Origin of the sequence: Sulfobacillus sp. hq2 (assembly GCF_002903155.1) — a bacterium.
Lineage (GTDB): Bacteria > Bacillota > Sulfobacillia > Sulfobacillales > Sulfobacillaceae > Sulfobacillus > Sulfobacillus thermotolerans.
In genome coordinates this window covers 56,267-68,846 of record NZ_NWUL01000008.1, presented here as the reverse complement: position 1 = coordinate 68,846, position 12,580 = coordinate 56,267, and the positions used below count along the sequence as shown (strand labels likewise).

The window sequence follows — 12,580 nt, the reverse complement described above, 5'->3', positions numbered from 1 at the left end:
GGTAAAAGGCCCACGACACGGACGTATACCGATCCCGTCGCCGGACCCGCTCCGTGGCCCCCCGCATCCCCGTCAGATCCTCCAGGACGAATAGCGTCTGAACCCCATAGCGGACCACGAGTGCCTTACTGACCCGATGGTTCACATCGGTCATCCAACGGTTTTCTCGTTGTCCTAAGCGTTTCAGGCGCCGGCGGGCGGACGGCGTCTGCCGCCGTTGCAGGGTCTGTCGAAGGAGCTTGAAGTGAGCACGCCGCGCTTTGACGGCGCGGCCGGGGAAAAAGGTAGTCTGCCCCTGGGAATCGTAGGCCGTCACCAGGAAGTTGATGCCGAAGTCGAGCCCGACCACCTGACGAATCTCCGCCCAATCGGTCTCGGCCACGTCTTTCGTCATCGGTACAGGGAGAAACCAGCGACCATGGCGGTGCACAAGATGTGCCGTGCCACACTGCCAGGTCCCGTCGAAGAAGCGTTCCATGCCCTGCCGGGCGAAGGGGATCGGCACGCGGCCCGCCAGCGTATTGAGAGAGAATGCGCCGGCCTTCAAGGAATCGTCGCGATTCCAGACGAGATCGAAGGCCGGTTTGGTGAACCGCACCCGAGTCCAGGGGGCAATCACGGTTTTGATCACCGATTGCGCCATTTGGGATCGCAAGCCAAACTGCGCCCGCAAGGGCCGGTAGGTCTCGGTGTGGAGAGCGGCTTGCTGAAGGCCGTGCGTGGTATCGACGACCCCGGAGACCCAGTTGCAGCCCTGACGGTAAGCCTCGACGGTCTGCTGGAGCAACGTCACCTGATCCGGGTTCGAATACCATGGCACTTTCGCGGTCAAGGTCAGTACCGTCGCAGACGCCCCCCAACATTCATGAGACCTATCATATCGCAATGTTAGTGAGACCACAACATGGGAAGAAGGGAGGGTTTCTCTGACGCGGCTCCTCCCCGGCCTGAAGGCCGAGGTCTCTGCCGCGCGGTATTTTGATGAACCAGACTATACCACTCGGATTCTCGTAAAATTCTGCGGCCCCTGACCGACTAGGTCAACCGCTTTCCTCTTTTTGGCACCCCACCGCTTCGGATTATAACGCTGTGTCCGATAAAAGATGTCTGGTTCATGCCTGTGGATTAGACCTACTGCATATTCTGGCCTTAACAACCTAATCCTTATGACAAGGGCTATTAATCTCGTTATCAACTGAGGTCTTATTTTAACACGTGTGAAGTCATTACTTAAGGGGACACCTTCGTTCTTAGCTATTAAGTGAAGCTGTTTTATACTCAAGTGTAGTTGACAACTGATAGAAAATCGCCACAATATACCCTATATGGTATAAGGGTTCAATCGGGCTGTGCGACCGGTTTGATCCGTAACAACCCAAAACCCAATTCCGCACCATGGAGAAGGAGATGCATAACATGGCAGAAATCACGGCGGAGGAATTTGTGTCGGAAGTGGGACGGGGGGTAGCACTATTTCTAGACATTAATCCTCCGGACATCTATTCCAAAGGTCACCCTGCAGGGACCTACAATTTCCCCTATCATCGTCGCAACTGGGGACGTGACGTCAAGCGCGCGTTAAACGGTCAAACGCCCCCGATTGGTCTTTTTGGCAATGACACCGCGACTGTCGATGCAGCCGCGCAAAGTCTAGAGGATGAAGGATTGTCCGTCGTCTTCAAATTCGGCCATGGTTTAATCGCGTGGGAAAAGGAAAAACTTCCGGTTGAGCGTGTCAAAGACCTCACACCTGATGAGCTCGCCAAGAGCCTTGGGGATTATGTCGTCATTGATGTACGTGAAGCCTACGAATTGCGTAGTGGAAAGATCCCCGGGGCTCTGCACATTCCCATGGGCCAATTGCAAAGCCGGATTAATGAATTGGAAAAAGACAAAGCGTACGCCATTGTATGTGCATCGGGTGGACGCAGTTCTTCCGTAGCGGCGTGGATGTCGCAACTTGGTTATGATGTATCCAATGTCGTGGGCGGCATGTCGTTATGGGCTGGCAAACGCCACCCTATGGAACGTGGCTAAAAACGCTGTCAGTAATCTTGCCATCGATAACACACCAGCCATCCTTATTATGGATGGCTGGTGTGTTATTCGGAGCAATGTTCTAGTCGTCAGAAGCCTTCCCATTTTGTCACCCTTAACCCCGGTGCACCAGTTTATACAGCGCGAGGTTAAGTTGGACGACATTGAGGCGCTGAACGCCAAAAATACCAAATTGCGGACCTAGAATCTGGCTATCGACAAGATGTTTCAACACGGCAGGGCTTAAACCGGTAGCCTTGGCCACTCGAGGAATTTGAATCAGAGCTGCCTGCACCGAGATGTCCGGATCAAGCCCAGACCCTGAGCTTTCGACCAAACTTGCCGGAATCTGATTGGTACGAAGGCCAGGAATCGTGGCCTTCAGCGTATGAATGCGTTGCACAATATGGCTTATCAACAGCCGATTGGTGGGGCCCAAATTGCTCGCTGTTGAGGCGTCTGGATTATACGGAGGAATAGTCGCAGACGGTCGCCCCCAAAAATATTGATTCTCGTCAAAATATTGTCCGACATGACGGGACGCCACAACGGTCGTTCCTATACGCACGGGACTACCGTTGGCTTGCCACGGAAACACCACTTGACTAATCCCAGTCATGACCAGTGGATAGGCGACACCGACCAATAACCAAGTTGATACCGTCAAGACAATGATGGGCCGTAAAAACTTCATAGGCTTCCTCCCTCTATGCCAAACCAAAAAGACCTAAGATGTGGTCAATGCCCCAGATCGCAATAAACGGAATAATTACCCCCAAAACACCCCAATTAAAAATATTTCGCGCCAGCATCGCATCCGCACTTTCCGCCCGGTATTTCACGCCGCGAATCGCAAAAGGAATAAGCGCAGGGATAATGAGTGCATTAAAAATGAGCGCAGACAAAATAGCCCCATGGGGTGTTTTGAGCCCCATGATGTTGAGCGCCTTCAGTCCCGACAATTCCGGCACGGCCGCAAACATCGCGGGAATGATCGCAAAGTATTTGGCGATATCATTAGAAATCGAAAAGGTCGTAAGCGCTCCGCGCGTAATGAGAAGTTGTTTCCCCACCATCACCACATCTAACAGCTTGGTAGGGTTGGAGTCTAAGTCAATCATATTCCCGGCTTCTTTGGCCGCCATCGTTCCGCTATTCATTGCCAGCCCGACATCCGCTTGCGCCAAGGCTGGAGCATCATTGGTGCCGTCTCCCGTCATCGCCACTAATTTTCCCTGACTCTGTTCCTTTTTAATCAACGCAATTTTATCTTCGGGTTTGGCCTCTGCGATGAAATCATCAACACCCGCCTCTTGCGCAATGACCGCTGCTGTAATCTTATTGTCGCCCGTAGCCATAACGGTCCGAATGCCCATGGCCCGAAAATCATTAAACCGCTCCTTGAGCCCCGATTTGACAATGTCTTTCAGACGAATGATCCCAAGCGCCCTGCCATCCATCTCCACAGCCAACGGCGTGCCCCCATCTTTCGCCACACGTTCAGCGTTTTGCTCTAATTCCGCAGGAGGATCCTCTACAATATCGCGAATGGCACTCACCGCGCCTTTACGAATTTTCCTCCCATCCGCCAAATCAATGCCACTCATGCGCGTATGTGCCGAAAATGGCACGGCTTCCCCTTCATACTGTGGAAGCTCTTTGATGTGCAGGATGTCTTGGGCTAATTCCACCACCGATCGTCCTTCGGGGGTGGTGTCCGCTAAGGAGGATATGAGAGAGGCTTCCGCCAGTTCTTCTTGCGTAACTCCGGGTACGGGTAAAAATTCTGTGGCCATGCGGTTGCCGATCGTAATGGTTCCCGTTTTATCTAAAATAATAGTGTCAATATCTCCGGCTGCTTCCACCGCCCGACCACTTTTCGCAACGACGTTGACCAATGAGACACGGTTCATACCTGCAATCCCAATGGCTGATAATAAAGCGCCAATCGTCGTGGGAATCAAACACACTAAAAGGGCTACCATCGTGGTAATATTGGCGGCATGCGGTCCAAAATAACGCGCAATGGGCACGAGAGTCACCACGACGAGAACAAAAATCAGCGTGAGCACCCCTAAAAGAGCCGAGAGCGCTATCTCATTGGGTGTTTTCTGCCGTTCTGCGCCCTCCACCAACGCGATCATCCGGTCTAAGAACGTCTCTCCAGCATTAACGGTAATTTCTATCACCAAGTGATCAGACAACAACACCGTCCCGCCTGTCACGCCATCATCCGCCGCCTTAACCACAGGAGCCGATTCGCCGGTGATAGCGGATTCATCAACAGAACCCACGCCTTCAATGACTACGCCATCGCCCGGAATGACGTCCCCTGCTTCTACAAGCACCTTAGCGCCCTTAGTAAGTTGGGGTGCATCAACCCATGACGTCGTTCCATCTGGCAATAAGAGCTTCGCACGTGTCGAGGACTTAGTACGCCGAAGAAAATCGGCTTGGGCACGCCCTCTGGCCTCAGCAAAGGCTTCCGCAAAGTTGGCAAAAAGAATGGTTAGAAACAAAATAATTGCCACCAGAAGATCGTAATTACGGTCGGCCGCACCTTTTTGAATCAATGTTAGCCAAACCACGACAGCCGTTCCCAATTCCACGACAAACATCACCGGATTGTGAATCATTTCCCGCGGATCCAGTTTGCGGATGGTCGCCTTGAGAATGCTCGCTGTATAGCTTCGCTGTCCTGCAATTTCTTGTGCTGCCAACGGGCTTCAGACTCCTTTCTCATCCAGTCATCCGTTAAAAAAGGTGGTGTGCCATCATTAAGTACTGTTCGGCCAAAGGCCCCAAAGCCATCACCGGGAAAAAGGTCAACGCATTTAAGACCACAATGGCCCCCAGTAAAATGCCGCCAAACAGCACGGTGTCGGTATGCATTGTGCCAGATGTCTCAGGCACAGCGCGTTTTCTTGCCAAAGATGCTCCCACCAACAGCATGACTAAAATGGACGCGTAACGGCCGAGAATCATCACAACACCGATGGCCACTTCATAAAATGGCAGCCCAGCATTAAGACCTGCAAACGCTGACCCGTTATTCGCCGCCGCTGAACTAAAAGCGTAGAGAATTTCGGACAAACCATGCGGCCCCGGATTCAAAATTCCCGCCAGTCCTATAGGACTAGCCACAGCGATGGCCGTCCCCACTAATATTAAAAGCGGGTGCATTAAAAAGGCGATGGAGGCCAAAGACACCTCCCGCGCTTCAATTTTCTTGCCCAAGAACTCCGGGGTCCGCCCGACCATGAGTCCCATTAAAAAGATCGTAATAATGACGAACATCACCATATTCAAAAGTCCAGAACCAGAGGCACCAAAGACCATGTTCAAAAACATGCCGAGGAAAAACGATAACGACGATAACGGTAAATAACTATCGTGCGCACTCGCCACGGAACCGGTCGAAAACGCCATCGTCGATGTTTCAAAAATCGATGTGCCGCCCATGCCAAACCGCATTTCCTTACCCACCATGTTCGCGTGGCCATGCAGGCCTAGCGCATTGATAATCGGGTTTCCAGCCATTTCCGGAAAATACAGCAATGCGAGCATAACCAGATAAAACACCCCGGCCACACCAATGAGCGTCCATGCCAATCGTTTTCTCCCGGTCATCACTCCAAACGTATAAAAAAGGGCAACGGGCAAGAGTCCCATCGAAATCGTTTCGATCAGGTTAGAAAACGCCGTGGGGTTTTCTAACGGGTTGGCGCTATTGGCGTTCGTAAACCCGCCCCCATTTTGCCCTAGGTGCTCTATGGCTTCCCACGTGGCTATTGGCCCTTGAGGCACGGTCTGCGTCTGTCCCGTAATGGTATGTAGGTGAAGATACGGCCCCAACGATTGGGGCACCCCCTGCCCGACCAGAACAAGAGCAACAACGATGGCCATTGGCAGCAATAAGCGAGTTACGACCAAGGTCACGTCCACAAAGAAATTGCCCATCTTCTTTCCGGACAGCATGCGCAAAAATGCGATAGCGGCCGCCACGGCGGTAGCCGGCGTTACAAATTGTAAATAGGATAAAACGGCAAACTGTGAAAAATAGGACATCGTTAATTCCCCAGAATACGCCTGCCAATTCGTATTCGTAACGAAACTGGCCGCCGTATTAAAAGCCAATTCGGGATTAATTCCTTTCAAATGCTGGGGATTAAAGGGCATTATTCCTTGCACGCGCAATAGAAAATAGGCCCCTAACATCCACACAACATTCGTGAAAATCAACGCCAGCCCATATTGTTTGACCGTCATGGCACTCTGACGCGTCACGCCCATCGCGCGAAATATCGTATTTTCAATGGGAGTCAGGGGTTTATCAAGTAGCGTAGGCTGAAACGTGAAGACTTTGGCAATATACGTGCCCAGTGGCTTCACGGTAAAGGCAAAAACCGCGATAACCACTATCCACGTTATCACCGTTTGTGTCGACACACATTGTCCCCCCTTAAAAATGTCCCGGATACGTCAAACTCCCGTATTAAAATTTTTCTGGATGTACAATAACATACACGAGATAGACCATCACAAGAACGGATAGCGCCAATAAGAACCAGTCCATAAAATCCCCCTTATGACAACTGCTCGAGAAAATGAAGCAATGCCACCATGGCGGCATATAGCAGCAAAGTCAAAACCACCATTTCCACGTCTGCCATATGGTGACTCCTTCCATACATGGGTGTAACAAACGACACTAGTATATCAAGCCTGCTGCGAATAAATCCGTAAAAATTTTCCTTGCCCCGATAAAAACCGCATAAAAAGACAGTGCGCCCATTTCGTGCTATAGTCAATATACATTCATAATTAAGCTAAAGAGGTTGAAAATGCCCCCAACAGCCGACCCCGCAGAACGGACGTCCGCAAAACCATGGCGATGGATTGCAACACTGATGGCCATGGCAGGAGTCAGCGTGACCATTGTCTTATTTCATTATCTGGTCGCCCCTTATCTGCCGCGTGGATCGCACGATTTTTCTCTAGCTATTATCTTAGTGATTGGTACAGGCTTCTTCTCCTATTTTGTTTTTGGCATCCTATCGCAACAACAAAAGGCGGTCACACTAGCCAATCAGCGCTTAGAACGACAACGTGACGGACTCACCGCGTTGCGTGAAGCCTCGTACGCCATGACCACGGTGGGAGACTGGCATGATATTGTCCAAAATGTGGTAGATGTTGCGCGCAAGCTCACAGGGGCCAGATACGCCGCGCTCGCAGTACTGGAAGACGACGACGCCTATACAATCAGCCAATTCTTCACATCTGGTTTAAGTGCCGAAGAAGTGGCAGCAATGGGCCCTTATCCGACGGGGCGTGGACTACTGGGCGAAGTGATTCGCACGCGTCGTCCGATTCGCCTGCAGCGCCTGCAAGACCATCCAGCATCCGTTGGATTTCCGCCACATCACCCCAAAATGGAAAGCTTTTTAGGTCTCCCTTTACTCTATCAAAATCAAGTCATGGGCCATTTATACCTTACGGAAAAAGCCGGAGGCTTTACAGCAGACGATCAATCCATGGTCGAACTATTTGCCCGACAAGCCGCAGCGGTCATTGCCAATGCCCGCTTTTATCAAGACCGTGAATCATTTGCGACGTTAAAAGAACGCGAACGCATTGGCCGAGATCTTCATGATGGCGTATTGCAGACGCTTTACGGCACGACTCTGTCCATTGATAACCTTGTAGACTCCGTCGAGACACTAGATCCGTTTGCGATTAAAGAGCTCATGCGCATCAGCGAAACGTTAAGCCTTCTCATGACCGACATTCGGTTCTTTATCCAAAGTCTCGAGTCGACATCCATTGACTTTAAAATTGCCCTGACGGACATGCTTAGGCGCCAAGGGCCAATGGATGACATTTCCATGGAATTTGATGATTCCCGGTATTTGGACTTACACCCCGAACGTATTCACGATTTGCTGTTAAGCATACAAGAAGCCGTCTCCAATGCGCGTAGCCATGGCCATGCTCATCACATATTGGTGCATTGGCATTCCACTGCGGAATCATACCAAGTGCAAATCATCGATGACGGCGAGGGCTTTGTTCCGCAGCCAGATGCCTCCCATACGCACTTCGGGGTACGGAACATGTCTAAGCGCATGGAGCGATGGCATGGGCACGTGGATATCCAAAGTCGATTGCATGAAGGTACAACTGTCACCCTTACCGCCCCCTGGCTATAATGAGGGGTAAGAACTCTTTATTTAAGGAGGGCACAAACAATGCCCGAGGATAATCCGATACGCGTTGCTATTGTCGATGATCATGAAGTCGTACGCATTGGTCTGCGCAATATGATTGAACGCCAGCCCGATATGGTTATGGCCCAAGAATGGGAAAGCGGCCAAGAGGCCATCGACCATATTCCAGGTAATGTTGATGTTGTGGTCCTAGACGTTCGTTTGCCGGATATCAATGGCATGGAAGTCTGCCGCAAGCTTAAAGATCAAGATCCCAATCTCCGCATTATTATGCTCACCTCATTTGGGAGCCAAGATTTGGTGGTTGACGCGGTGAATGCCGGGGCTTCAGGCTACCTCCTCAAGGAATCCCGCGGACGCGCTGTTATTGACGGCATCCGCACGGTCGCTCAAGGTGGCGCATTATTTGGCCCTGAAGTCACATCACAGTTGCTCGAGCGCCTTCGCAATCCTAAAGTCACTACCGATGCCGTGGAAACGCTCACTGCGCAGGAAAAGAAAGTCCTCGAACTCATTGCCCAAGGCCGAACCAACAAAGAGATTGGCCAACTAATTTTCTTGAGTGATAAAACGGTCAAGCATTATGTCAGCAACATTCTCAGTAAATTAGGATATACCAGGCGTTCCGAAGCGGCTGCCCATTTTGCCCGCTATAATGCACCCGAAACCAATGAGGAAAACTAACTAATCCATATTGACGAAATACCTGACATTCTTTATCCTGTTATTCAATTGAAAACCTCTTATGGAGAGTGGCGGAGGGACTGGCCCGATGATGCCCGGCAACCGGCCTTGATGGTTATGGTGCCAATTCCTGCAGCATATTGCTGAGAAATGAGAGGCCGACACCAGAAGAGCCGGCTCTTACTGGTGTTTTTTTATGCGTCACCTTGATAAGGAGGCTTTAAATTAATGGAAAAGCCAAACCATTGGCAATTCGAAACAACGGCTGTCCGGGGTGGATACACACCGGATGCGGCAACATCGGCCGTCGCGACCCCGATTTATCAAACGGTAGGTTATGCCTTTAAAGATTCCGAACACGCAGCCCGGCTCTTTAATCTTGAAGAACCTGGCAATATTTATACCCGTATCATGAATCCCACCACCGATATTCTGGAACAACGTCTAGCCGCGCTCGAAGGCGGCCAAGCGGCTGTCGCCTTTTCATCAGGCATGGCAGCTATTACGGCGGCCATTTTGAATCTCTGTCGAGCGGGTGATGACATTATTGCCTCGACGTCTTTATATGGAGGTACCTGGACACTCTTTACCTCCACGCTTAAGGATTTCGGCATCACTGTCCGGTTTGTGGCCGACAACGACCTTGCTGAGGCCGATGCCCTGATCACCGAGCACACGCGCGGTGTCTTCGTGGAGTCAATTGGCAATCCTCGGCTCAATGTGACCGATATCGCCGCGTGGGCAGATTTTGCGCATCGTCACCACGTGCCGCTTATCGTGGATAATACCTTTGCGACTCCATATTTAGAGCAGCCCATCGCATACGGGGCAGATATTGTCATCCATTCACTGACGAAATGGATTGGCGGACATGGCACCTCACTCGGCGGCATCGTCATTGACTCGGGCCGATTTAATTACAATGTACCAAAATTCCCTCTCTATTCGGAGCCTGATGCAAGCTACCACGGCATTGTGTTCGGCGAACAACCCAGCTCCTATGCCCTACGCTTGCGCGTGAAAACCCTGCGAGATACAGGCGCCGCATTAGCCCCTTTCAATGCGTTTTTGATTCTATTAGGGCTTGAAACATTGGCATTGCGCATGAAAGAAGCAAGCCAGTCTGCCGCATTCATTGCCGACCGCCTAGCCCATCATCCCCTCGTCAGTTGGGTCAATTATCCCGGCCTGCCAGCCGACCCCGCCCATTTGAACGCGCGCAAGTATTTACGGGAAAACCTCTTTGGTACCATGCTCAATTTCGGTGTCAAAGGTGGACGCGCACAAGCCGAGCAAGTCATGAATCATTTGCAGCTCTGGATTATTGTGGCCAACGTCGGCGATGCCCGGTCTATGGCCATTCACCCGGCATCGACAACCCATCAACAGTTAAGTCCGCAAGAACAAGAACTAGCGGGCGCCGGGGGTGACCTCATTCGGTTATCCGTAGGGCTGGAGAATGCTCACGACCTGTGGGCCGATTTGGAGCAAGCATTAAACGCGTCCACTCACGCCTAACTATTGTGGCCAGTGTGAACCTAAAACGCCCACACTGGCCCCTTTTGGGTCAGTATTCGACTAACTGCATGGTGTCACGGTCCTTACGCCGCCCAGCCAGCGTCATTCGCCTCAATACTATGAGAGTATACGGGCCATGGGTTTTCATGCGCATCAAGGCCAAATGTTCCCGCGCTGCAAGAATCCCGAGCGTACGCACACTATATGTCCGTCCTTTTGGGCTCGTACTCGCCACTTCTATAGCAAACAATTTTGACCACAAGGTATTATCATCCACCGAAGAAATCACACAAACGATTCCATTGGGTGCCAACTGCTTGCGCATATGATGAAAGATTTGCCGCACCTGCGTCGCTGAAAATTCTTCTAAAAACCGTACTGCACTCACCACATCAAACGGCCCTGTTGGCAAACCCGCTAAAACGTCGCCTGCGACTAAACGTACTGATGAGAAGGACCTTGTGCGACACCGAGCAATAACTGAAGGGGTATCCAACATCGTCACATCAACCCCCATTTGGCTTAGCTGCCGTGCCAAATCACCCGTACCCCCGCCAATATCAAGCCAGCGCATTCCTGTTGAGGGTTTGATATTGGCGATAAGGAAGGTATTCATCTCTTGACCGGAGTCGGTAAGGCGCATATCATCCGCCGCATGCTTCCATGGTGCCAGCGCTTCCTCACAAAAAGGCACCAAGTGAACCCAGCGCCTCACCGCATCAATGCGCGTGATACGACGGGGATCCGGGGGTGCGCCGCACCACAGCCACCGTTGCCCACTGTAGCGCACCACCCCTAGTTGTGCCAATGTATGCACTATTTCACAAGCCGGAAATCCTTTGTTTCTCCCCAACTCCCTTATCATTTCATTATCAGCGCCCTCAACCAACATAAGATATAGCCCTGACAAGATCACTGCATACATCACGGCATCCACATAAAAATCCCGGTCCAACAAAGCCCAGTCCGCATCCATGGAAACACACCTCACAAGGATTAATTGGGTTGCGTTTTCCACCTTATGCGGGAGATATCATAAAGTGCTTAGCCCTAAACTTTTTAATGCGCGATACTCATCACGCCAATAATCGCCAAGAGTTTCAAGGCGACATCACGCCGTGTCAAACTCCACGGATCATCGTGCCACGGCGTGAGAGCCGTAATCAGCATAGCGACAGCGAAAATGCCTGCCCAAGCCCCAAAGATTCGAGGGTCGCTATATAGGCCGAGCAAGCAGACTATAATCCCCAATCCTTGATAAGCGAGGATAATCTCCAATGGAGAACGGTGCTTCTGACGCCACCAATAGGCCGGTGTCGTGCGTTTAGGAGGATGCGCCTGCCAATCGGCATCCATATCGGTTAAATGATGTTGCATCACTGACGCAACACAGTAAAGGCCATAAACACCCGCGCCGATGTAGACCGTGCTTGACAGCTGTGGATTTTTAGCCATGGCCCCTAACACAACGCCCGAAACCATGGTTGGAAAAAGCGCTCCCCACTCGCCCGCAAAAGGGCGATACGACCACCGTGCGGGCGGAACACTGTAGGCCACTGCCCCAAATAACGCCAAGATCGCCCATATTCCCACCCCATCGCCACGCAGTGCTATAAGACCTATGGCCGTTACGATGTATCCAAGAGTACCGGCGCCTACCAACCACCAGATTTGACGCGCGGTCAACAGCCCGTGTACCAAGACGCGAGATCCCCCGGAAATAATCCCTGTAGTCGTCTGGTCAGTTCCCGAATCCCAGTCATATAAATCGTTTAGACCATGCGTGACAAAACCTTGCAACAACATGGCCCCTATCATGGCTAGGGCTAAAGATATGCCCACATGGGGAACATGGGCCCCTTGCTGCAAGAAAAACCCCATGAGCACGGTGGGGATGCTCCATATTGCTAATGGCAATGGCCTAGAAAGTTGCCAGGCACCGCGCCAATTCATAACCCGCCTCCTTCTTTTAGGTAAGTTAATGGCCATTGTGTGGTGTACATAGGATGGATGTCATGCACATTTTGTTTGAATAACACCGCATCCCATTCGGGTTCCTAGAGATGGTCGAGATCACAGAGGTCCGAATGAGATGCGGTAGCCTTACTGTC

Annotated in this window: 12 protein-coding genes and 1 riboswitch; of the genes, 4 read left to right on the top strand and 8 right to left on the bottom strand. The window is 51.4% G+C overall.

The features are described from left to right. Positions 1-832: transposase (locus CO251_RS00595; protein ID WP_146038938.1), on the bottom strand; the 832-nt coding region annotated here is incomplete at its 3' end. A gap of 584 nt (positions 833-1,416) precedes the next feature. Here CO251_RS00595 and CO251_RS00590 point away from each other — a divergent pair. Then, positions 1,417-2,037: a rhodanese-like domain-containing protein gene (locus CO251_RS00590; protein WP_103373876.1), complete on the top strand. Its 621-nt coding sequence runs from the start codon at positions 1,417-1,419 to the stop codon at positions 2,035-2,037. A 115-nt stretch (positions 2,038-2,152) separates the two neighbouring features. Here the strand turns inward: CO251_RS00590 and kdpC are convergent, their stop codons facing one another. The 5 genes from kdpC to CO251_RS17880 all read right to left on the bottom strand — a co-directional run bounded on the left by kdpC (position 2,153) and on the right by CO251_RS17880 (position 6,749). Next, positions 2,153-2,731: a potassium-transporting ATPase subunit KdpC gene (gene kdpC / locus CO251_RS00585; protein WP_103373875.1), complete on the bottom strand. Its 579-nt coding sequence runs from the start codon at positions 2,729-2,731 to the stop codon at positions 2,153-2,155. Between the two features lie 13 nt (positions 2,732-2,744). Beyond that, entirely contained in the window at positions 2,745-4,673 is a 1,929-nt protein-coding gene (gene kdpB / locus CO251_RS00580; RefSeq protein WP_242968147.1) for a potassium-transporting ATPase subunit KdpB, read from the bottom strand. 118 nt (positions 4,674-4,791) lie between these two features. Further along, positions 4,792-6,486, bottom strand: coding sequence for a potassium-transporting ATPase subunit KdpA (gene kdpA / locus CO251_RS00575; protein WP_103373874.1), 1,695 nt, complete (start codon positions 6,484-6,486; stop codon positions 4,792-4,794). Between the two features lie 46 nt (positions 6,487-6,532). Beyond that, complete coding sequence (gene kdpF, locus CO251_RS17975; RefSeq protein ID WP_369825220.1) at positions 6,533-6,613, bottom strand: K(+)-transporting ATPase subunit F; 81 nt, start codon at positions 6,611-6,613, stop codon at positions 6,533-6,535. A 10-nt stretch (positions 6,614-6,623) separates the two neighbouring features. Next, on the bottom strand, positions 6,624-6,749 hold the full coding sequence (locus CO251_RS17880; protein ID WP_255398079.1) for a hypothetical protein: 126 nt from the start codon (positions 6,747-6,749) through the stop codon (positions 6,624-6,626). Positions 6,750-6,881: 132 nt separating this feature from the next. Here CO251_RS17880 and CO251_RS00565 point away from each other — a divergent pair, with 132 nt between their 5' ends. The 3 genes from CO251_RS00565 (at position 6,882) to CO251_RS00555 (ending at position 10,469) form a co-directional block, all read left to right on the top strand. After that, a complete protein-coding gene (locus CO251_RS00565) occupies positions 6,882-8,249 on the top strand; it encodes a GAF domain-containing sensor histidine kinase (RefSeq protein WP_103373872.1) in 1,368 nt (455 codons plus the stop codon). A gap of 39 nt (positions 8,250-8,288) precedes the next feature. Then, positions 8,289-8,951, top strand: coding sequence for a response regulator transcription factor (locus tag CO251_RS00560; RefSeq protein ID WP_103373871.1), 663 nt, complete (start codon positions 8,289-8,291; stop codon positions 8,949-8,951). A gap of 56 nt (positions 8,952-9,007) precedes the next feature. Next, positions 9,008-9,108: riboswitch (SAM riboswitch) on the top strand. A gap of 71 nt (positions 9,109-9,179) precedes the next feature. After that, the gene (locus tag CO251_RS00555; RefSeq protein ID WP_103373870.1) at positions 9,180-10,469 is read left to right on the top strand and encodes an O-acetylhomoserine aminocarboxypropyltransferase/cysteine synthase family protein; all 1,290 of its coding nucleotides are present in this window, start codon (positions 9,180-9,182) and stop codon (positions 10,467-10,469) included. A gap of 49 nt (positions 10,470-10,518) precedes the next feature. Here the strand turns inward: CO251_RS00555 and CO251_RS00550 are convergent, their stop codons facing one another. Both CO251_RS00550 and CO251_RS00545 read right to left on the bottom strand, forming a co-directional pair. Further along, entirely contained in the window at positions 10,519-11,445 is a 927-nt protein-coding gene (locus tag CO251_RS00550) for a bifunctional 2-polyprenyl-6-hydroxyphenol methylase/3-demethylubiquinol 3-O-methyltransferase UbiG (RefSeq protein ID WP_103373869.1), read from the bottom strand. An 83-nt stretch (positions 11,446-11,528) separates the two neighbouring features. Beyond that, complete coding sequence (locus tag CO251_RS00545; protein WP_103373868.1) at positions 11,529-12,422, bottom strand: prenyltransferase; 894 nt, start codon at positions 12,420-12,422, stop codon at positions 11,529-11,531. Positions 12,423-12,580 lie beyond the last annotated feature (158 nt).